The sequence below is a fragment of the Saccharopolyspora rhizosphaerae genome (assembly GCF_003931915.1).
GTDB lineage: Bacteria > Actinomycetota > Actinomycetes > Mycobacteriales > Pseudonocardiaceae > Saccharopolyspora > Saccharopolyspora rhizosphaerae.
In genome coordinates, this window is record NZ_RSAA01000001.1 from 479,457 (window position 1) to 500,502 (window position 21,046).

The following is a 21,046-nucleotide window of genomic DNA, read 5'->3' on the forward strand; positions in this document are numbered from 1 at the left end:
GCTCATCTTCCCACCGGCAGCCCGGCCTCCGCCCCGTCCTGAGCCTCGTCGTAGAGCGAGGTGCGGGCGGTTTCCCGGGCGCAGAGGAGCGCTGCCACGGTCAGCGCGCACATGGCCACCACGTAGAGCGAGACCGCTGTGGTGCCGCCGGTGGCCTTGAACAGCGCCACCGCGACGAGCGGGGCCAGCGCGCCGGCCGCGATCGAGGACAGCTGCCCGCCGACGGACAGCCCGGTGAAGCGGACCCGGGTGGCGAACTGCTCGGTGAAGAACGCCGCCTGCGGCCCGTACATCGCGCCGTGCAGCACCAGTCCGACGGTGGCGGCCACCGTGATCAGCAGCGGCGAGCGGGTGTCCATCAGCGCGAAGAACGCGAACGACCACACCGCCGTCCCGACCGCCCCGAACAGGTAGGTGGGCTTGCGACCGATCCGGTCCGACAGCGCGCCCCACATCGGGATCGTCACGAAGTGCACGGCCGAACCGATGAGCACCGCGTTGAGCCCGGCGGACTTGCTCATTCCGAGCCCGGTCGTGACGTAGACCAGGATGAACGCGGTGAGCACGTAGTAGGAGACGTTCTCGGCCATCCGGGCGCCGATGGTGATCAGCACCTGGCGCCAGCTGCGCCGGAACACCTCGATCACCGGGGCCTGGGGCCGGCTGCCGGCGTTGCGCTGCGCGGCCAGGAACACCGGGGACTCGGAGACGGTGAGCCGGATCCACAGACCGATCATCACCAGCGCACCGGAGAGCAGGAACGGGATCCGCCAGCCCCAGGCCTCGAACGCGGCGTCGGACTGGAAGGCAGCGAGGACCGCGAGCACGGCGGTGGCCAGCAGGTTCCCGCCCGGAGCACCGCACTGCGGCCACGACGCCCAGAACCCGCGCCGCCGGTCGTCGCCGTGCTCGGAGACGATGAGCACCGCTCCGCCCCACTCCCCGCCCAGGGCGAAGCCCTGGACCAGGCGCAGCAGCGTCAGCAGCAGCGGAGCGCCCGCGCCGATGGCCGCGTAGGTCGGCAGCAGGCCCATGGCCGCTGTCGACCCGCCCATCATCAGCAGGCTGATCACCAGCAACTGCTTGCGGCCGACCTTGTCACCGAAGTGCCCGAACACCAGCCCGCCCAGGGGCCGGGCGAGGAACCCGATCGCGTAGGTGGCGAACGACAGCAAGGTGCCGGTGAGCGGATCGGACTCGGGGAAGAACAGCGTGTTGAACACCAGCGCTGCGGCCGATCCGTAGAGGAAGAAGTCGTACCACTCGATGGTGGTGCCGATGAGGCTCGCGGCCACGATCTTGGCGATCCGCCTGGGTGGCGGCTGGGTCTCGGTCACCGTCAACACTCCTTCGTGTCACGTGGTTCTGCGGCCGTGGGGGTCAGGAGGCGGTCCAGCCGCCGTCGAGGGGCACGCTCGTGCCGGTGATGTGCGCGGCCTGGTCACCGCTCAACCAGCGCACGACGTCGGCGACCTCCTCGGGCGTGATGAGCTGCTTCACGGCGGCGCGCTGCAGCAGCACCTCGCTGATCACGTCGGATTCGTCCATGCCGTGCGCCTCGGCCTGGTCGCGGACCTGGTCGCGCACCAACCGGGTGTCGACGTAGCCGGGGTTGACGCAGTTGCTGGTGATGCCGTGCGCCGCACCCTCCAGAGCGGCCACTTTGGACAGTCCTTCGAGGGCGTGCTTGGCGGTCACGTACGCGGACTTGTAGGCGCTGGCCCGCAGACCGTGGACGCTGGAGACGTTGACGATCCGGCCGTGCCCGCGTTCGCGCATGTGCGGCAGCGCCTTGCGGACGAGCAGGAACGGCGTGGTGACCATGACCTGCTGCATGCGGGCGAAGACCTCGGGCGGGAACTCGTGCAGCGCCGCCACGTGCTGGAAACCGGCGTTGTTGACCAGCACGTCGACCTCGCTGGGCAGCTCCTCCACGGCAGCCGGGTCGGCGAGGTCGGCGGTGTGGGCCCACCCGCCGTGCTCGGCGGCGACGCGCTGCACGGCGTCCGCGTCGATGTCGACGGCGTGCACCTTCGCACCCGCCTCGGTCAGGGCCCGCACGCAGGCGTGGCCGATCCCGCTGGCCGCTCCGGTGACCAGCGCGACCCGGCCGTCCAAGCGGCCTTGAGAACTCAGCATGGCGACAGACGGTAAGCCCCCGCTGACCACCGGACCATGTGCCCGTCCACCACAGCCTGAGTTCGGGAGATGGTGACCGGGCACACCCCCTCAGCTCGGCACGGGCGGTGCTCCGGCGGTCACAACGGCGCGAGGACGCGTTCCGGGTCGGCGTCGAGGCCGAGCCGTTCCAGCACCGACAGGAGCGCCCGCTCCTCGAACCGGAAGTGGCTCTCCACGATCGCGGAGAGGCGGTCGAGGTGACGGGGCCAGGCTCCACCGGCGACGCGGACCGGTTGAGGGCGGCCTGCACCTGGTCCAGCAGGTGGGCGATCATGTCGTGGTCCTGCTGCAGCTCGTGCAGCGTCGGCCGGAGCTCCGGATGAGCGGCGGCGATCGCCGGGAACAACTCCCGGTCCTCACCTCCGTGGTGTGCGGACTGCGCGGTGCAGAAGCCTCGGCAGAAGAACAGCAGGTCCCGGCCCACATCACCGGGCGGAGCACCGCCGACGGCCTCTCGCCGGGTGTCCTCCAGCGCTTCGCGCAGGCGCGCGTGCACGCGGCGCAATTCCTGGTTCCAGGCGACCAGCCTGATCTTCTCGCCCTCAGTCACGGAAGGGCGACGGCATGGACATCGGCATGTCGCCTCCTTCGGGTCCCACGCCTCCATGCCTGGCACGAACTGCCACCGGCACGCGACGCTGGCGCCACACCAACACCGCGCTCCCCACCGCTGGAGCAGAACGGCGCACCGCGCCAACGGAGCAACCCGAATGCTGTCCAGGACCCCGCGGGACAACCCGGAAGCTGTCAACCCTCGAACTTCGCGCGAAGTTCGAACGGCAACCCCTCACCACTTCAGACACGACGACGCGCACGAAACACCTGCGCGTGTCAGGTCCGAGAAGGGCACAACGACCTCCCGCCGAACCGCGCCTGCCCCGGTTCGCACCTCGAGCGCATCTTGACGGGCTCCGCACACCGAGGCTCTGAGCAGCCGTCCTGAGACCCGGGCAGACCGACACGCGCGGGTTCAGGAAAGCGCCCTGATGTGTCCGAGGAAGTCACCCTCCTCGCAGCGAGTTGCATCCGGCCCCGTCCGCTTCGCGCGAGATGGTCGAACGGAGGTGCGAAGCCGCTGGAGCAGGCACCGCCGAGCGGAACAGCCTCGCGGCTCTGGTCAGGCTGCCAGCGTGAACAGGCCTGCGGCGATGGCCGCACCGACCAGGATGCCGCCGACGACCTGGGCCGTCGTGTGATCACCGAGGCGGACTCGCGACCACGAGATGGCCGCGACGACGGGCGAGGACAGCCACCACGCCGGACCGTGCGCCACGATGAGCACCACCGCGGCGCCGGCGGCGACGGCGGCGTGCATGGACACCTTCCACCACACCGTGATCGCCGCGGTCACCACCAAGGCGACCACCATGGTGATGTCCAGCGCGACCACCATCCGCGGCGCCTCCCACGCGACCAGGAGCGCCAACCCGACGGTGCTCGACGCGATCAGGGCGAGGAACGGGACGAGCCTGCCCTCCCGATCGCGGACGTGGTGACCGTCCCAGCGGCCCGCACGCGCACCCCACACGATCACCGCCATCGGCAGCAGGCTGCTGGTCAGCGCGACCAGCAGACCCCACCCCAAGGCCGGCCCGACCGCCCGCGTCGCCCGCCACGCCACGACGAGCGGCAGCACCGTCACGATGACCCACGGCGCCAACACCTCCGTGATCACCCGCGCGAGCCGGTCGACCCACCACGCCCCCACCGCCGTCCGAGACTCGATCTGCATGTCCGTGAGAAGCCCCTCGCTCCAACCACACCCGGTGTCCGCCGCCGAGCGCGGAACGCGCTGCGCGGCAAGACGTGTCGTCCTGATTGTCCTCCACGGGCGGGAGCAGTCCGCCCTCAGGTGGCGCCGACCGCCTCGCTCGGCGGACGCCGTCCGAAGATCGTTCCCCCACGGTCTGATTCGATCCACGTCACCCGGCGGAGCGTAAAGCTCGATCTTCGGCGCACGTCGGAGTACGGTCCGCCGCAGTCCGGTGTGGGAGGTTCGTCATGACCGCAGACGAGCACGGGGTGTTCGACCTCAGCGACGGCGTCGACCTGTCCGCGCCGAACGTCGCGCGGATGTACGACTACTACCTGGGCGGCGCCGCGAACTTCGCGATCGACCGCGACACCGCGGACGAAGTCCTGGCCATCACGCCCGAGGCGGGCCGAGCCGCGCGCGCCAACCGCGACTTCCTCGGACGCACCGTGGCCTACCTCTGCGAGCAGGGCGTCGACCAGTTCCTCGACCTCGGCTCGGGCATCCCGACCGTCGGCAACGTCCACGAGATCGCGCACCGGCACAACCCGGAGGCCCGCGTCCTCTACGTCGACCACGACGCCGTCGCCGTGCTGCACGCGCGCTCGTTGCTCGGTGCCGAGCCCCGTGCCGAGATCACCCGCGCCGACATCCGCGATCCCGGGGCGGTCCTGTCCTCACCCGAGGTCGCCGAGCTGCTGGACTTCAGCAGGCCCGTCGCCGTGCTCGCCGTGGCGGTGCTGCACTTCCTCCCCGACGCCGACCGACCGGCCGAGGTCCTGCGCGCGTACACCGACAGGTGCGCCCCCGGCAGTTACCTGGCGATCTCCCACGTCGCGGGCGTCGGCATGACCGACGCGCAAGTGGCACGGGGTCGGGAGCTCTACAACACCACCCCGACCCCGGTCATCGTGCGCGACCGCGACGAGATCGCCGGTCTGGTGGAGGCCTACTCCCTCGTCGAACCCGGGCTGGTCCCGATCAACCACTGGCCGGTGGTGACGCCGGAAGCACCGGCCGGCGGCTACGGCGCGGTGGCGCGGAGCGGCTGACCCGGCCCACATCGGTGGCCCGCAGCACCTCCGCCGACCTCCCTGGAATACGGGAGGGCGCCGGTTGTTGAACCGCGTGCTCAGTCGTGCCGCTTGAGGAGACCAGCATGCAGTTCGGGGTCGACGCCAGCGCGCCCGGTGGCGACCGCACGGCCACCGTGGTGGTCCTCGGTGGCGGGCAGGCGGGCTTGTCGGCCGGCTACCACCTGCAGCGCAAGGGTTTCGTCAGCGCGCTCGAGGACACCGGGGCGCGGAGCTTCGTGGTGCTCGACGCCAACCAGGCGCCCGGGGGCGCGTGGCGCCACCGCTGGGAATCGCTGCGGATGGCGACCGTGAACGGCATCTTCGACCTGCCCGGGTTCGCCCAGCCGCCGGTCGACCCGGACGAGCCCAGCCGGGTGGCGGTGCCGCGCTACTTCAGCGCTTTCGAGCGAGCCACGCAGCTGCCCGTGCTGCGACCGGTGCAGGTCACCGCCGTCCGGCCCGCCGTCCCGGACGAGCCCGACGGGGACCTGCTCGTCGAGACCGACCGCGGGCGGTGGACCACCCGCGCGGTCATCAACGCGACGGGGACCTGGACCAACCCGGTCCTCCCCCACTACCCGGGTCAGGAGACCTTCCGGGGTCGGCAGCTGCACACCCAGGACTACGTCGCCGCCGAGCGGTTCGCGGGGTTGCGCGTCGCCGTCGTCGGCGGGGGCATCTCGGCCGTGCAGCAGCTCGCGGAGATCTCCGAGGTCGCGACGACGTTCTGGTACACGCGCCGGGAACCCGTGTTCCGCGAGGGCGCGTTCGACCGCGACGCCGGGCGCGAGGTCGTCGCCGAGGTGGCTGCCGACGTCGAAGCCGGCCGTCCCGCCGGCAGCATCGTCTCCTACACCGGGCTGGCCTGGACCTCCTACGCCGTGGCCGCCGCGCAGCGCGGGGCGCTGCAGCGCCGTCCCCTGTTCACCCGGATCGAACCGAGAGGGCTCCGCGAGGCCGACGGGACGTTCACCCCGGTGGACGTGATCCTCTGGGCCACCGGGTTCCGACCCGCACTGGCGCACCTGGATCCGCTCGGCCTGCGCACCGAGCTCGGCGGTGTCCGGGTGCGCGGAACTCAGGTCGTCGGTGACCCTCGCGTGCACCTCGTCGGTTTCGGCCCCTCCCAATCCACCGTCGGCGCCAACCGCGCGGGCCGCGAGGCCGCCCACGCGCTCGTCCGCCACCTCCGCCGGCGGGACCCCACCGTGACGCCAGCCGGCTGAGCCGGTCAGGGCTCCGGGCGCACGGAGGTGCGCTGGTCCATGCGCAGCAGCGTCGCGGCGAGCAGGTGCACGCCGGTGGCGATCTCGTCGGGTTCGGTCCACTCCTCCGGGCAGTGGCTGCGGCCGTCGTGGGAGGGCACGAAGATCATCCCGGCCGGGCAGCGCGCCGCGAGGTGCGCGGCGTCGTGCCCCGCCGCGCTCGGCATCGCCACCCAGGGCAGCCCGAGCTCGTCGGCCGTGGCCGCGGTCAGGTCCTGCACGCTGGTGGCGGTGGGGACGACGTCGTTGTCGGAGCTCCACTCCAGCAACGCCTCCACGCCGTTCTCCGCGGCGAGGCTGCCGATCTCCTCGGCGATCCGACGCTGCGCGCGGGACAGCCAGGCCTGGTCGTCGGAGCGGAATTCCGCGGCCAGCACCGCCCGGCCGGGAACGACGTTCTCCGCAGCGGGTTCCAGGCCGAGCGTGCCGCAGGTCGCAACCGCCGATTCCGGGCCGGTGCAACCGATGCGCTCCACGGCCAGCACCGTCTTCGCCGCGGCCACCAGCGCGTCCTTGCGCTCGTCCATGCGGCAGGTGCCGGCGTGGTCAGCGCGCCCGATGAACGTCGCCAGCAGTCGGTCGATGCCGACGATGGCGGTGACCACGCCGATCTCGACACCCCGTCGCCGCAGCGTCGGTCCCTGCTCGATGTGCAGCTCGACGTACCCGTGCAACGGGCCGGTGGCCCAGCCCGGGCGCAGCACGCCCTCCGGGTCGACGCCGAACCCGCGCAGGGCGTCACCGAGCCGCGTGCCCTTCCCGTCGCGGAGGTCGAGGTCGGCGGCGGTGAGCACGCCGGTGGCGGCCTGACTGCCCAGGCAGGTGCCCGAGTGCGGGTTGGCCTCCTCCCCGAGGAAGTCGACCACCAGCAGGTCGTGGTCGAGCCGGGTGCCGGTCTCGCGCAGCCTGCGCGCGACCTCGATCGCACCGAGCACCCCGACGACGCCGTCGAAACGACCGCCACCCTCGACGGTGTCGGTGTGCGAGCCGGTGACCAGCGGCGGCCCACCGCGCCGGCCCGCCAACCTGCCGACGATGTTGCCGGCCGGGTCGGTGACGACCTCGAGCCCCGCGTCGCGCATCCGCGCCCGGACCCACGCCCGCGAGGCTCGGTAGGGCTCGCTGAACAAGCGGCGCGTCCACCCCGCCGAGTCGGGTTCGGAGAGCTCGGCGAGCTCGTGCACGTCCGACCACAACCGCTCCTGGTGGGGCTCCAGCAGCTCGATGCCTCGCACAGCGTCCTGCCTCTCACTCGACCGATCCGCCTCGGCGCCATGCTGCCGCCTCGAACACGGCGGGTCCCGGAGCGATCCGCGGACGTTCCCGCTGAACCTGGCCCCCGAACCGGAAGACGTCAGTCCAGTGGGTCAGCTCCGGGCACGACCGGTGATCAGGGAACGAGGTGCCCCGCTGCTCGGAGGAGGCCGTACCACTCGGCCCGGGTGAGGCGGAGGTCCGAGCCCGCCGCGGCGTCGGTGATGCGTTGCGTGTTGGTGGTGCCGAGCACGACCTGCATTCCCGCCGGGTGGCGGGTGATCCACGCCGTGGCGATGGCCATCGGGGTGGCGCCGTACTTGACTGCGAGCTTCTCCAACAGCGCGTTGAGCTCCGGGTGTTCCGGGTCGTCGAGGAAGACCCCGCCCGGGGAGGTCTTCTGGAACGGCGACCACGCCTGGAGGGTGATGCCGTTGATGCGGCAGTGGTCGACCAGGCCGCCTCCGTCGCGCACGAGCGCGCCGTCCTCGGCCGTGTTGGCGGTGAGCCCTTGCGCGATGATCGTCGCGTGCGCGACCGACAGCTGCACCTGGTTGACCACGATCGGTTGGCGCACGGCCGTCTTCAGCAGCTCGATCTGGCCCGGGGTGTGGTTGGAGACGCCGAAGTTGCGCACCTTGCCGCTGGATTCGAGCTCGTCGAAGGCGCGGGCCACCTCATCAGGCTCGACCAGCGCGTCCGGGCGGTGCAGCAGCAGCACGTCGACGTGGTCCGTGCCCAGCGCGCGCAGCGACTCCTCCACCGACGAGACGACGTGCTCGTAGGAGGAGTCGTAGTACCCGTCGACGATGCTGGTCTTGGTCTGCAGCGTGATCTGCTCCCGCTCGTCGCTGGACAGGCCCAGCGCCTCGGCGAACCTCCGCTCGCACCAGTGCCTTCCGTGCTGCGAGCCGTAGATGTCCGCGTGGTCGAAGAAGTCGATCCCGGCCTCGCGGGCCGCGGTGTAGATCTCCCGGATCTCCTCATCGGTCTTGTCCGCGATCCGCATCATCCCCGAGATGATGTTCGGCGCTTGAGTCGTTCCGAGCGGAACGGTCCGCATAGGTCGTGTCACCTCACCGCACGAGTTCGTCCGGGAGATCCCGGACCCGCCGGTCGATTCCACCACGGATCGCGCGGACCGCCGCGACGCGCTGCCCGCGGACGGCGGGTGGGAGGCGTCGCTTCCGGCGGGGTGGCGCAGGCAGCACGCGGTCGAGCCCGACCCCCACGGCCGCAGGCCGCTGCGTCGTTCCGATCACGTGTTGGCCGCTGGCGTCTCGGACGGTGCCAGGCCGGGGAGAGCGAGCGCAGCGCTTCCGGCCGCACGTGGGAGCACCTCCACGTCCCACGCCGCTCGCCTTCGATCACACCGGTCTCGCGCAGCACCTCGAGGTTGTGGGAGATCGTGGGTCCGGCCAGGTCGAACGCCCCAGTCAGATCGCCCCCGCACGCTTCACCTCCGGTGTGCGAGGCGAGCAGCGACAGCAACCGCACCGGCTCCCCGATCGCCTTGAACACCCGCGCCAGCGAGGTGGCCTGCTCGTCGTCCAGCGGCTCGCGCACCACCCGTGATCAGCACAGGCCCACAGCCGCCTGTTTCGCACGCAGCTACCTCGACCGCTGCCGAAGCAGCGGAGCAAGCGGTCCCGTCGGCCACCGGCTCTTCGCGTGGGCGACCTGGAAGCCTCCAGCGCGCTACTCGACGCTCTTCGGCCGCGAACCCGCCAAGCGGTGGCCGGCTTCGCCCTCATCGAACCACCGCTCGAGCTCGTGCTGATCGCGGGTGAGGCCGGGCAGGACACCGCGCGGGACCACCTGGGCGTGGAAGTCGACAGCACCGAGGCGGTCGACGCCGCCGAGCGGCTCCGGGCCCTCGGTCCGCTCACCGAGGCCGAAGCACACGACCTGCTGCTACCCGCCCCAAGGACGACGTCTGGGTCCACGGACCCGGCCGCGAGCCGTGGGCTGTCCACGTCGTCGAGGACGACGCCCCCGCCTCCGGCGCCTCGGCGGAGGCCTTGCTGCGGGTGACGGGGCTCAGGCGTCGAGGATCCCGTTGAGGCGGCGTGCGAGGGCGAGGTCGTGCTCGGTCGTCCCGCCCTCGTCGTGGGTGAGCGAGGTGACGGTCACGCACTTGTAGTCGTGGATGCGGATGTCGGGGTGGTGGTTGGCCCGGTTGGCCGCCCACGCCACCACGTTCGCCAGCTGCACCGCCCCGTTGAAACCCTTCACCGTCCATGTCCGGCTGATCGAACGCGCATCACCGGTCCAGCCGGTCAGGTCTTGCAGGGCGCGAGCCACCTCGTCGTCGCTGAGCATCGCGACTCCTTCCGGCGCGGGATGATCGACGACACCGAGTCTACTGACCGGCCGCGAGCCGGCCCGTCCGGATCAGGGCCTATCGGCCCTACCGGCACCGCACGCGGGTCAGCGATCGTGACCTCAACTGGTCCGGTCGACTGCCGGAGGACGCCATGCTTCAACCCCACGAACGCCGAATCCTCGGTGAGATGGAGCGCCAGCTGCGCACCGAAGACCCCGGGCTCGCAGGCGAGATGGCCAAGCCTCGCAGCCGCTTCCGCACTTGGCTGAACACCCGCAGAGCTCTCGGCCTGGCTTCAGCGTCTCTGGCAGTGCTGTGCCTCGTCCTCGGTGAAGCCGCTGCCTTCGTCACCACCGCCCTGGTGGCCACGGCCCTGCTCATGCTCAACGGTTGGACCTTCCGATCCCGGTAGCCCAGGTTGACCCCCGTGCGCACTCCCACCGGCGCCGAAGCTGGTGGGAGTGAGCATGCTCCTGCTCTGCGAACGCCTTCGACCAGGACAGGGTGGTCATGACCGACGAGCGGTTCCTCGCGCACGTCACCGAGCGGTTGGAGGCCCTCCCGCGCGTGCAGGCGGTCACGCTCGGCGGCTCCCGGGCCCAGGGCACCCACCGCCCGGACAGCGACTGGGACCTCGCTCTCCACTACCGGGGCGGATTCGCGCCCGCGGACCTGCGCGCGATCGGCTGGGACGGCGAGGTGTCCGAGATCGGTGCGTGGGGTGGCGGTGTCTTCAACGGCGGTGCCTGGCTGACGATCGACGGTCGGCACGTCGACGTGCACTACCGCGACCTCGACGTGGTCGAGCACGAGCTCGCCGAGGCCGAGCGGGGTCGGTTCCACTGGGAGCCGCTGATGTTCCACCTCGCGGGCATCCCGAGCTACCTGGTCGTCGCCGAGCTCGCCTTCAACCGCACGCCGCACGGCAGCCTGCCGCGTCCCGACCACCCCGCAGCGCTCCGGGGATCGGCTCCCCCGGTGTGGCGGGACCGCGCGACGATGACCTTGCAGTACGCCGAAGGCGCCTACGCCGCGCGCGGCCAGGCCACGGAGGTAGCGGGCGCGCTCGCGACCCGCCGCCATGTTCACCGCGCACGCGGTGCTGGCCGCCCGCGGTCAGTGGGTCACCAACGAGAAGCGGTTGCTGCACGACGCTGATCTCCGCGACCTCGACGCCATCACCGCGAAGCTCGCTCCGGACCCCGAAGCTCTGCACCAGGGCCTCGCCGACTCCAGGGACCTCTTCGACTCCGCGACCTAGGTCCTGTGGGGAACCACTCCGCTAGGGCTCGGCCGCTCGGTGACGCGGCCCATGTCGGAGGGCACGACGGGACGAGGAGCACGACCGGTCGCGAGGTGTTCAGGTCGAGCCGGTCCCCTGCTGCGGTTCGAGCCGGAGGCAGAAGCAGGCCCCGCCGCTCTCGGCGCGTTCGTACCAGGCGCTCCCGCCGTTGGCTTCGGCGAGGTTGCGGACGATCCAGAGCCCGAGCCCTGTTCCCTCCACGTCACGTCCGGTGTTCGGGTCACGGCTGAAGCGGTCGAACATCCGCGGCGCGAACTCCTCCGGCACCCCGGAACCGTGGTCGCACACCTGCAGCTCGACCCCGCCCGACCGCTCGGTGGCGTTGATCTCGACCGGCGGTCTCCCGTAGCTGAAGGCGTTCTCCAGGTAGTTGGTGAGCATCTCGGAGAACTCCTGCCTGTCGACCATGGCCACGAGGTCCGGGCTGCAGGAGAACGTCACGTCCCGGGCCTTGTCACCGAAGACGGCCAGCCGTTCGAGGATGAGTTCGAGCACGGGCACCGGTTCGCGGAGGGCTCGGGCGTTCTCCGCGTCGATCCGCGAGGCGGTGAGCAGCTTGCGCATCAGCCCCCAGAGCCCGTCCACGCGCTCGAGGACCTGCTCGACGAGGTCACGACCGCGCTTGTCGCCGTGGCCGGAGAGGTGGTCCTGGAGGCTGCGCACGAGCAGCTTGATCTCCGCCACCGGAGCGCGGAGCTCGTGGGCGGCGACGGCGACGATGGCGGATTGCCGTTCCAGCGCCGTCTCCAGCTCCTGTTCGACCCGCTTCCGACGCGTGACGTCCCGCAGCGAGGCGACGTGGACCTGTTCGCCCTGCCAGCCGGCGGTGGTCACCCGCATCTCCACCACCCGCGGCGACCTGCCGGGGGCGAGGAGGTCGATCTCGCTCGTCTCCTGGTTGACCATCGGGAACCCGAACGAGCTTCCGACGAGCTCGGTCGCCGGCCGGGCGAACAGCGCCTCGGCCGCCGGGTTGCACGAGCGGATGATGCCGTTGTGGTCGACCGCGACGATCCCGTCGGCCGCGGCGGTCACCAACGTCTGCTCGCCACCGCCGTTCGACGGGGCGCCGGGGTCTCGTCGTCCACCGGAAGGAGCGTTCGACGGCTCGCTCATCAGTCACCGCTCCATCGCCTACAGCGGCTCTGCCGGCTGCTGCGGCTGCTCGGGAACCAGGGTGGTGGACGCGGAGTCGAGCGGCTCGCCGATGTGCATGCCGCGGTCGTCGATGTCCACCCGGCGGATGCGCTGGTCGTGCGAGGTGCCCCGGGCCTTCGGCACGACGACGGCGCGCCGCACCTCGCCGCCGCTCTCCAGGTCGCGCAGCAGGATCGTCACGTCGACGAGGCTGTTGATCTCCACGGCGACCTCGGGCGGCATCCGGTCTCCCAGGCGAGGGCCCGACGAGGAGGTGAGCAGCGCGGTGATCTCGCGAGGGCGCAACACCGCGCCCAGGGCGACCAGGAAGTCGAGCATCCCCTGCGGGTTGGTGATGCGCTCGAGCGCGGAGACCGTGTCGATCACCACCCGCCGGGGCGCGAACTCGGTGACGTGGCGCCGCATCCGGATGAAGTGGTCCTCCAGCGAGGACTCCTCCGGGTGCTCCGCCACCACGCGCAGCAGCCCGCTCCCCTCCGCCTCCTCCACGTCGACGTCCCAGCCCGCAGCGGTGCGCACCAGCTGCTCGTGGGTTTCCTCGAAGGTGCAGAAGAGGCATCGCTCCCGCGCCTCGAGCGCGGCGGCGGCGAAGCGCAGTCCGACCAAGGTCTTGCCCGAGCCGGGAGAACCGCTGAGGAACGTGATCGCGTCCCGGTAGGGACCACCCCCGCACATCGCGTCCAGCTCCGCGATGCCCGAGGACACGCGCTCGCGCGAGGCGCGGGCCGGCTCGCCGAGGAAGGCCAGGGGCACCACCACGATCCCGTCCTGCGGGTCGATGGCGAACAACCACTCCCCGGTCCGGTGCCCCGCACCGCGGAACTTGACGATCTCGATGGTCCGGCGGCGCTGGCCGCTGTCCAGCACGTTGCGGAGGATGATCACGTTGTTGAGCACGAACTCCTCGACGCCCAGCCGCGACACGCCATCGTGCTCAGCCGACCGCTCGGTGGTGAGCACCGCGGTGACTCCGAGGCCTTCGAGGGAGGAGGCGATCCTGAACAGTTCTCGGCGGACGTTGGCGGCGTCGCTGAAGCGGGTGAGGATCGCGCCGAGGGAGTCGAGCGCGACGCGCTTCGCGCCCGTGCGGCGGACGGCGTCCTCGATGCGCGCGACCAGAGCGGCCAAGTCGAAGTCGCCGACGGCGACGCTCTCCTCCACCTCCGCCGACGCGTCGACGAAGGTCCAGGCACCCTCGCTCTCCCACACGTCGATGGGCTCTCCCAACGACGCGGCGTTGCTGCGCACGGCCGCGGGCTTCTCCTCGAACGTGACGAAGACCCCGGGCTCGCCGAAACCGCTGATGCCGCGGGCGAGGAACTCCACGGCGAACACCGTCTTCCCGCTGCCGGTCGTCCCCGTCACCAGCGTGGCGCGCCCTGCGGGCAGTCCGCCCAGCGCGACCTGGTCGAAACCGCCGATGCCGGTCGGAAGGCGTTCGATCGCTCCGCTACCGCTCACGAGTCACACCGCCATTCCGGGGGCAGCTCAGCGTTGCCGGGCAGGCCCAACGCGGCTGTGGTGCGGGAGTGGTCGGACAGGTCGCCGACCACCCGCCTCTGCGGGCCCGGCGCGATCCTGACCACCGTGGGGGTGGCCAGGACCCGCTGCTCGGCCGCCAGTTCCGGGTGCTCGGCGGCGTCGACGACCTCGATCTCGTAGCGGCCGGGCACCAGGCGTTCGCACACGGTGCGCAGGTTCGTCCACGCGGCCTGGGAGCGCTCGGTCTGCCCGACCACGAACAACCTGAACGAGAAATCCGCCACCTGACCACGTGCCTTCGTCGCACCGGGTCCGCGCGTCAACGCCGCGCGGTCCCACCACGCGTCGCTGACCAGCCACCACCCATCGTGCCCCAACACCCCGGGCACCGCGTCCCGCGCAGCGGCGGGCCACCGCGTCGAGTTGCCGGAACCACCCGAGACGTCAGGGTTCGGCCAGCTGGTTCCGGAGGCGGTACTTCATGATCTTGCCGCTGGAGGTGCGCGGGAGCTCCTCGACGACCTCGAGGCGGAGCGGGAGCTTGTACCCCGCCAGGCGCCCTTGGGCGAATTCGCGGAGCTCCTCGAGCGAGAGCGTGGCGTCCGGGTGCAGGACCGCCACGGCGGTGACGGCTTCACCCCAGCGGTCGTGCGGGGTGCCCACCACCGCGACGTCGGCGATCGCCGGGTGGTGGAACAGCACGTCCTCGACCTCCGCCGGGTACACGTTCTCCCCGCCGGAGATGACCATGTCCTTGACCCGGTCGACGACGTAGACGTAGCCCTCGTCGTCGACCACGCCGATGTCACCGGTGTGGAACCAGCCCTCGGCGTCGATCACCGCGTCGGTGGCGGCCTTGTCCTTCCAGTAGCCGGCCATCACCTGCGGGCCGCGCACGCAGATCTCACCCCGCTCCCCGGCCGGCACCGAGTTGTTCTCGGCGTCCACCAGACGCACGTCCGACAGCGGCAGCACCTGGTTGCCCGCCGCGCCGATCTTGGCGTCGACCTCGTCGGTGCGCAGCACCAGGGCCAGCGGCGCCGTTTCGGTCAACCCGTAGCCCTGCACGAAGGTGACCCCGCGTTGCCCGTACCGCTCGATGAGCGCCTTCGGAGCCGGGGCTCCCCCGCAGATGAAGGTGCGCACGCTGGAGAGGTCGGCGCTCTCGAACTCCGGAACCTGGCTCATGAACAGGAACATCGCGGGCACGCCGAACATGGTGCTGACGCGGTGCTGCTCGATGAGGCGCAACGCTTCGACGGGGTCGAAGGTGGGCGTGAGGACGATGTGGCCGCCCTTCTGCAACGTGCTCAGCGTGGTGACGTTGAGCCCGCCGATGTGGAACAGCGGGGCGCCGACCAGCGAGACGTCCTGCTGGCTCGTGTCGTAGATGAGCAGCGCGTTCACGTTGTTCCAGAACAGGTTGCCGTGGGTGAGCATCGCCCCCTTCGGCCGTCCCGTGGTGCCCGAGGTGTACATGATCACCGCGACCTCGTCGGCGTCCGGGTGCACCGGCTCGGCCAGCGGCTCCCGGGCGGCGAGGAGGTCCGGCAGCGCTTCCCACCCGGGCGCCTCGGTCACGGCGATCGTGCGCTGCAGGCCGGCTTCGGTGCGGACCTGCTCGACCACCGCGGCCCGCTCGGTGTCGGCCAGCATGGTGTGCACGCCGGCGTTGCCGAGGATGTAGCTCATCTCCGGTGCGGTGAGCCGGAAGTTCAGCGGCACGAACACCGCCCCGATCCGGGCGCTGGCGAACAGCGCGACCAGGAACTCACGGTCGTTGAGCCCGGCGTAGCCGACCCGATCGCCCTGCCCGACCCCGCCGGCGGCCAGTTCGGCGGCCAGCCGGTCGATGCGGTCGGCCAACTCGCCGTAGGTCAGCGTCGTCCCGGTGAACGTGATGGCCGGCAGGTTCGGGGTTGCTGCCGCGCGGCGGCTGATCCACGAACCGAGGTCCATCGGAGGCTGCACGCTGGTGGTCATCGTCCACTCCTCACGGCGCAGGTCTGCGGGCCGACCCGGGTGTGTCCTGGGTCATAGTCGCTGAGCGTATCCCGGCGAACCGCGGAGAACAACGACGCGCGCCGGCCCGCCGGCGCCACTTCGCTCCACAGTGGACGAGCGCCGTTGACCCCCGGAAGTGGAGGCGAACGCGCCTCTTCCGGTGGGGACCTCGATGCCCGGTGGGACCCGACCCGGCGCCGAGCGGTGCGGTGGCGCCGGGCGCGCAGCGCAAGGCATCTGCGCGCCGTGCACGAGGTCGAGTCGTTCCACACAGGACGCCACGGCGCGGGACCCCGCCCCCGGTCCCCCGGCGCCCTCCGCGGAGGGCCGTACGAGAGCGGTCCCGGCGCGGTCAGGACGCGAGCAGGTCGTCGATCTGGTTGATGGCGGAGGAAGCGCCTTCGACCACACCCATTTCCAAGACCTTCTGCAGCGCATCGGCCGAGGCGTAGGTGCCGACGTAGGTGGCGCGCGTGCCGCCGTCGATCTCGGTGAAGGTGTAGGTGTTCTGCGAGACCGGCATGTCGGGGAGCGGGTTGAACTCCTCGTCGGCGAAACCGTCCTCGAAGGTGAACCCCCGGGGCTCGTCCACCGACGTCACCTCCCACCACCCGCAGAACTTCTCCCCTTCGGGCGAGGTCATGCAGTAGTTCATGCGCCCACCGGGCCGCAGGTCGTGGTCGACGAACGTCGCGGGGTAGCTCGGCGGGCCCCAGACCCGTTCGAGCTGGCGCGGGTCGGCGTAGACCTGCCACACGCGCTGCACCGGCGCGGCGAACTCGGCGGTGATGGTCAGGGTCAGGGCGTCCACGTCGTGCTGGACATCGGTGACGGGCATGGTCACTCTCCTCCATCGGTCCTGGTCGACCCCTCGGCGTCGAGGAGTTCGTCGATGCGGGCGACGCGGCCGCGCCAGACCTCTTCGAGCTCGCGCAGCATCGAAGCCACTGAGCGCACCGCCTCCACCTCGCCGGCGGCGAGGCTTTCCCGACCACTGCGCCGCTTGCTGATCAAACCGGCGCGCTCGAGAACGGCGACGTGCTTCTGCACGGCGGCGAAGCTCATGCCGTACTTCGTCGCGAGCGCGGTCACCGAGTGTTCGCCGACCAGGACCCGGCGCAGGATGTCGCGTCGCGTCCGATCAGCGAGCGCGTGGAAGAGGGCATCGGCCCTGTCCTCGGTCTCGGTGTCGTCCACAGGAAGAAAGTACAACCAAGTGGTTGTAGATCACAAGCTCGCGACCTCACCCGCTTCCGCGCGCACAGGTTCTTGACCGCGAGGCGCTGCCGGCAGGGCACTTCGACCCACCTCGCCGCGACGCGGCCAGCGAGAGGGGAAACGGGACCGGGGCGCCCGTCAGCCCCTCTCGGCCGTGTAGCGGGTGATGTGCTCGGTGGTCTCGCTCGAGCGGAACAGCCGGGCGAAGGTGTTGATGGACTGGTCGACCGCGCTCTGCAGCGACACGTTCAACCACTCGTCGATGAGCGCTCGCTGCTCGCGGACGGCCAGGGCGGGCAGGGTCGCGAGTTCGGCGGCCCACTGGTGCGCCACCGGCACGACCTCCTCGCGCTCGACGGTCTTGTTCACCAGCCCGGTGTGCGCCAGTTCCGCCACGGTCAGCGGTTCGCCCGTCAACAGCATCTGCTTGGCGGTGGAGAGCCCGACGTGGTGGTGCAGCAGCGCGGCGTCGACCACGGACGGGATGCCGAGCTTGACCTCCGGCAGTCCGACGAGCGCTTCCGCGTGCGCGACGCGCAGGTCGGCGGCCAAGGCCAACTCGAAGGCCGCTCCCAAGCACGCGCCCTGCACCGCGATGATGGACAGCTGCGGCGCGTGGCGCACCGCGCGCATCAGGGAGCCGATCGAGGCGATGGCGCTGCGCGCTTCGCTCTCGGACAGCCCCGGGAACGTGCCGAGGTCCATGCCGGCCGAGAAGTTCCGCCCACCGGTGCCGGTGAAGACGAGCACCCGGCAGTCCTCGGGTGCGTCGCGCACCGCCTGCTCCAGGGCGCGGACGTCGCTCAGCAGCAGCGCGTTGGCCTTGCTCGGCCGGTTGGTGGAGAGGGTGCGGACCTCGCCGGTGTCGCTGATCTCGATGGCCATCGGTCGATCTCCTCGCGCGGCGTCGGTTCGCGTCGGCGCTGCCGCGCGCGCCGACCGCGACGTCGAGCCCGCACGACCACCGCAGCGAACACCGTTGACGTACAGCACGTCTCGTGACTTGCCGAGATGAGCCGCATGGCCCGACGATCGCCGCAGACTACATCGTGGGCCACGCGCAGGAGGTCTCCGCGCAGCGGCGCTGCGACCCACCCGGGTCGCAGCGCCGGACTTCCCCGTCAGATCACTGGGTCAGCAGGCTCAGGCCGTAGGCCGACAGCGCCTCCCGCACGGGCTGGAAGTAGGTCTCCCCGCCGGTGCGGCAGTCTCCCCAGCCACCCGAGGTCATGCCTTGGGCCTGGTTGCCGGAGATGAACGAGCCGCCGGAGTCACCGGGCTCCGCGCAGACGTTGGTGCGGGTGAGGCCGGACACCGTGCCCTGCTGGTACTGGACGGTCTGGTTCTTGGCCAGCACGGCGCCGCAGTGCCAACCCGTGGTGGAACCGGAACGGCAGATCGACGCTCCCAGCGGAGCTTCGCTGGACCCGGACACCGCGACGTAGCCACCGCTGTAGTCGTAGACGAGCGGGTAGCCGGTGTCGTCGGAGCCGGTGCTGACGTAGGCGTAGTCGTTGCCGGGGAACGACGAGCCCGCGAAGGTGCCGGTCGGCTGGGTGGTCTGCTCGCCCTGCCCACCGCAGTGCCCGGCGGTGACGAACCCGCCTTGCACCGCGAAGCCCATCGAGCACCGCGCGCCGGCCGCGGTGTAGTAGGCGTAGCCACCGACGACATCGGCGTAGGTGCGGGGCTGCGCCGGCGACTCCACCACGCGCACCGACTCCTGCGCCACCCGGGCATCCTGCACGAAACCGGTTGCCTCGGCTGCCGTTCCGGGCTGGGTGGTCACGACGACCGTGTTCTGCCGGACGTCCGCGTACCAGCCGGTCACCGAGGCCGGGGCCTGCTCGCTGCGTCCGTTGAGGACTTCGACGATCTGGTCGAGCTGCTGCTCGCTCGTGCCGACCTGCCGGGGTTCAGCACCGGCCGCGCGCACTTCGTCGGCCTTCGCCGGGTCGGTGGTGCCGACGACGAGCTTGCCCAGGTCCGCGTCGAAGTAAGAACCGCCGAAGGACCCGCCGAGCGACTCGCGCACCGCGCTGTCCGCTCGCGCCGCGACGGCCTCCTGGGCGAGGCGTGCCTCGGCCTGCTCCGCGGTGAGGCCGAGATCGCGCTGCATGGCGGCGATCATCCCGGGCTCAGCCGGGGCCGCCGGCTCGGCGAGGGTCGCGGGCGTGGTCAGCGCGGTGAGAAGACCGGCCGCGGCCAGCGCCGCTCCGGAGATGCGTGCTGCGGTTCTGGGTTTCATCGGACGCCTTTCTCTCAGGAATCTCACGCACCCGATCCGGGCACACGAGATCCGCTGCAGTGGAGTCGACAGAAGGGCGATCGGTGGGATCGCCGAACGATGAACGAGCCGACGAAAACCAGTGGCGCCAGGAGTTTTCGTCGAACTCCCTCAGATTAGCCACATTCCGGGCGCGGGCAACTCCCTCACGGTTTTGCGAGCACTTCTCGCCAAACCATTGCGCGATCCGACCGTTCCGGACATTCCCCCCGCGGTGACCCGTTCGCAGCTGTGCGGTTCACCCGATCGGCCTGAGCTCACGCGGCGCACACCACGTTTCGCTCCGGAGGTTCGCGCAGCGGCCGTTCACAACGGGAAAGACGGGAAACAGCGTGATCCACCCAGTTGAACCGGAACAGCCCCATCCGATTTCCGGAGGCACAATTCTTCGACCGAGGAATCCGCGGTTGAACAATGGTGCCGAGCAAGATCCTCATTCTTCAGCGCGACCGCCGGCACGGCGTCGAGCGCTTCGCACCACCCGGGGCCTTGCGGAACCCGCGCCTCTCCCCGATCCGAACGCCTCTCCCCGTCGCGCGTTCCAGACGAGGCGCCATCCCGCCCGGGGTGAGCAGGGTGGTGACGATGCCGGAAGAGCAGCGGTCACGCCCTCCGCGCACCGGTCCCCGCTCGCTGCAGCAGCTTCGACGAGTTCACCTTTCCCGGGAACGGCCGGCTGCTCGAACCTCTCCGCCTGCGGACGAGGAGGTCGCCCGACTCACGCGGCGGGCATCACGGCCACCGGGCAGCTCGCCTGGTTGAGCACTGCGTGGCTGACCGAACCCAGGAACGCGCGGCGCACGGCACCCCGTCCGTGACTGCCCACGACCAGCAGGTTCGCGCCCTTGGCCTCGCCGAGGAGCAGCTGCGCGGGCGGGTCCCCGCCGACCACGCGCCGGACGGGCACGTCCGGGTACCGCTCGTCCCACGGCGCCATCGACTCGGCGAGCACTTCGCTCGCCCGGTCCCGGAACTCGCTCCGGTCCGTGTCCCAGTCCTCGATGATGTCGAACGGGTTGAACGACGATTCGCCCCACGAGTGCACCCCCACCAGCGGGCGACCGAGCCGCGACGCGGTTTCGAAGGCGTAGCCGATCGCCTGGTCGCTCACCTCGGACCCGTCGACGCCGACGACCACCGGGGCACCGCCCGCCGTGGTGATCTCCCCGCGGACCACCACGATCGGGGCGTGTGCGCGTCGGGCGATCACCTCCGCGGCGGTCACGCCCAGGCGGTCCGTGTGCGACCCCACCAGCGGTCCGCCGAGGACCACCAGCTGCGCCTCGGCGGCCAGCTCGATGAGGTTCTCGGCCGCGTCCCCGATCGGCATGGTCTTGCGGATGTCGAGGTCGGGGTCGATCTCCCGGCAGGCCTGCTCCAGGGAGTCGAGCTCCCGGAGCACCGCGTTGCGCAGCTTGTCCATGACCTCTTCCTGGTCCGGGATGCGCATCGGGAGCGAGTGCTGGAAGGGCCGGGCCAGGACGTGCACGAGCAGCAGCGGGACGCCTCGGCTGGAGGCCTCCCGCGCGGCCCAGTCGACCGCCGTCCGGGACGCCTCCGTCCCGTCGAAGCCGGCCACCACCGATGAACGAGCTTCCTCGACCATGCGAACCTCCCCGTCGCCCCGGAGCGGGCCGCGAGGCCGCCCCCACCAACGCGCCCGAACCCGTGGGCTACCCGCGCGGCGGCGTGATCAACCGGGTCCACGGCCCGTCGCACCCCGTGGTGCGGCTGACCCC

At 71.2% G+C, this 21,046-nt stretch carries 19 protein-coding genes and 3 pseudogenes; 4 read left to right on the forward strand and 18 right to left on the reverse strand.

The genetic code is table 11. The features are described from left to right. Positions 1–2: 2 nt before the first annotated feature. The 4 genes and pseudogenes from EIL87_RS02250 to EIL87_RS02265 form a co-directional block, all read right to left on the reverse strand. A complete protein-coding gene (locus EIL87_RS02250; RefSeq protein WP_233575953.1) occupies positions 3–1,337 on the reverse strand; it encodes an MFS transporter in 1,335 nt (444 codons plus the stop codon). Positions 1,338–1,380: 43 nt separating this feature from the next. After that, on the reverse strand, positions 1,381–2,139 hold the full coding sequence (locus EIL87_RS02255; protein WP_125088409.1) for a 3-hydroxybutyrate dehydrogenase: 759 nt from the start codon (positions 2,137–2,139) through the stop codon (positions 1,381–1,383). A 322-nt stretch (positions 2,140–2,461) separates the two neighbouring features. After that, positions 2,462–2,788: pseudogene (locus EIL87_RS27285) on the reverse strand (hemerythrin domain-containing protein); the annotation flags it as partial. A 510-nt stretch (positions 2,789–3,298) separates the two neighbouring features. Continuing rightward, positions 3,299–3,913 (reverse strand): phosphatase PAP2 family protein, encoded by a 615-nt coding sequence (locus EIL87_RS02265; protein ID WP_125088410.1) that lies wholly within the window; start codon positions 3,911–3,913, stop codon positions 3,299–3,301. A 269-nt stretch (positions 3,914–4,182) separates the two neighbouring features. Here EIL87_RS02265 and EIL87_RS02270 point away from each other — a divergent pair, with 269 nt between their 5' ends. Together EIL87_RS02270 and EIL87_RS02275 are read left to right on the forward strand one after the other, a co-directional pair. Further along, positions 4,183–4,986, forward strand: a complete 804-nt coding sequence (locus EIL87_RS02270; RefSeq protein ID WP_125088411.1) for an SAM-dependent methyltransferase — start codon at positions 4,183–4,185, stop codon at positions 4,984–4,986. 107 nt (positions 4,987–5,093) lie between these two features. Then, entirely contained in the window at positions 5,094–6,236 is a 1,143-nt protein-coding gene (locus EIL87_RS02275; RefSeq protein WP_125088412.1) for an NAD(P)-binding domain-containing protein, read from the forward strand. A 5-nt stretch (positions 6,237–6,241) separates the two neighbouring features. Here EIL87_RS02275 and EIL87_RS02280 read toward each other — a convergent pair whose 3' ends face one another. The 5 genes and pseudogenes from EIL87_RS02280 to EIL87_RS02300 form a co-directional block, all read right to left on the reverse strand. Continuing rightward, on the reverse strand, positions 6,242–7,510 hold the full coding sequence (locus EIL87_RS02280; protein WP_233575954.1) for a M20 family metallo-hydrolase: 1,269 nt from the start codon (positions 7,508–7,510) through the stop codon (positions 6,242–6,244). Positions 7,511–7,665: 155 nt separating this feature from the next. Then, positions 7,666–8,541, reverse strand: coding sequence for an aldo/keto reductase (locus EIL87_RS02285; RefSeq protein ID WP_199740164.1), 876 nt, complete (start codon positions 8,539–8,541; stop codon positions 7,666–7,668). A gap of 287 nt (positions 8,542–8,828) precedes the next feature. Continuing rightward, positions 8,829–9,098 (reverse strand): annotated as a pseudogene (locus tag EIL87_RS27290) (ArsR/SmtB family transcription factor); the annotation flags it as partial. Between the two features lie 129 nt (positions 9,099–9,227). Continuing rightward, a complete protein-coding gene (locus EIL87_RS26710; protein WP_158628566.1) occupies positions 9,228–9,434 on the reverse strand; it encodes a hypothetical protein in 207 nt (68 codons plus the stop codon). Between the two features lie 135 nt (positions 9,435–9,569). Next, positions 9,570–9,851 (reverse strand): 4a-hydroxytetrahydrobiopterin dehydratase, encoded by a 282-nt coding sequence (locus EIL87_RS02300; protein ID WP_125088415.1) that lies wholly within the window; start codon positions 9,849–9,851, stop codon positions 9,570–9,572. A 155-nt stretch (positions 9,852–10,006) separates the two neighbouring features. Here EIL87_RS02300 and EIL87_RS02305 point away from each other — a divergent pair, with 155 nt between their 5' ends. Next, positions 10,007–10,267, forward strand: coding sequence for a DUF3040 domain-containing protein (locus EIL87_RS02305; protein ID WP_125088416.1), 261 nt, complete (start codon positions 10,007–10,009; stop codon positions 10,265–10,267). A gap of 98 nt (positions 10,268–10,365) precedes the next feature. Next, a pseudogene (locus EIL87_RS02310) lies at positions 10,366–11,116 on the forward strand (nucleotidyltransferase domain-containing protein). 99 nt (positions 11,117–11,215) lie between these two features. On the opposite strand, the gene EIL87_RS02315 reads toward EIL87_RS02310, so the two are convergent. The 9 genes from EIL87_RS02315 to EIL87_RS02355 form a co-directional block, all read right to left on the reverse strand. After that, on the reverse strand, positions 11,216–12,274 hold the full coding sequence (locus EIL87_RS02315) for a PAS domain-containing sensor histidine kinase (RefSeq protein WP_125088417.1): 1,059 nt from the start codon (positions 12,272–12,274) through the stop codon (positions 11,216–11,218). 18 nt (positions 12,275–12,292) lie between these two features. Then, positions 12,293–13,777, reverse strand: coding sequence for a circadian clock protein KaiC (kaiC, locus tag EIL87_RS02320; RefSeq protein WP_125088418.1), 1,485 nt, complete (start codon positions 13,775–13,777; stop codon positions 12,293–12,295). Next, entirely contained in the window at positions 13,774–14,178 is a 405-nt protein-coding gene (locus EIL87_RS02325; protein ID WP_199740166.1) for a circadian clock KaiB family protein, read from the reverse strand. The genes kaiC and EIL87_RS02325 overlap by 4 nt, the downstream gene beginning before the upstream one ends. A gap of 64 nt (positions 14,179–14,242) precedes the next feature. Further along, positions 14,243–15,781, reverse strand: a complete 1,539-nt coding sequence (locus EIL87_RS02330) for an acyl-CoA synthetase (protein WP_199740168.1) — start codon at positions 15,779–15,781, stop codon at positions 14,243–14,245. Between the two features lie 373 nt (positions 15,782–16,154). Further along, positions 16,155–16,640 carry an SRPBCC family protein gene (locus EIL87_RS02335; protein WP_125088419.1) on the reverse strand — a complete coding sequence of 162 codons (486 nt, stop codon included), beginning with the start codon at positions 16,638–16,640 and terminating at the stop codon, positions 16,155–16,157. A gap of 2 nt (positions 16,641–16,642) precedes the next feature. Beyond that, positions 16,643–16,999, reverse strand: coding sequence for an ArsR/SmtB family transcription factor (locus tag EIL87_RS02340; protein ID WP_125088420.1), 357 nt, complete (start codon positions 16,997–16,999; stop codon positions 16,643–16,645). Positions 17,000–17,158: 159 nt separating this feature from the next. Continuing rightward, the gene (locus EIL87_RS02345; protein ID WP_125088421.1) at positions 17,159–17,905 is read right to left on the reverse strand and encodes an enoyl-CoA hydratase/isomerase family protein; all 747 of its coding nucleotides are present in this window, start codon (positions 17,903–17,905) and stop codon (positions 17,159–17,161) included. A gap of 241 nt (positions 17,906–18,146) precedes the next feature. Then, positions 18,147–19,268: an alpha-lytic protease prodomain-containing protein gene (locus EIL87_RS02350; protein WP_125088422.1), complete on the reverse strand. Its 1,122-nt coding sequence runs from the start codon at positions 19,266–19,268 to the stop codon at positions 18,147–18,149. Between the two features lie 757 nt (positions 19,269–20,025). After that, positions 20,026–20,913, reverse strand: coding sequence for a universal stress protein (locus EIL87_RS02355; RefSeq protein ID WP_125088423.1), 888 nt, complete (start codon positions 20,911–20,913; stop codon positions 20,026–20,028). Positions 20,914–21,046 lie beyond the last annotated feature (133 nt).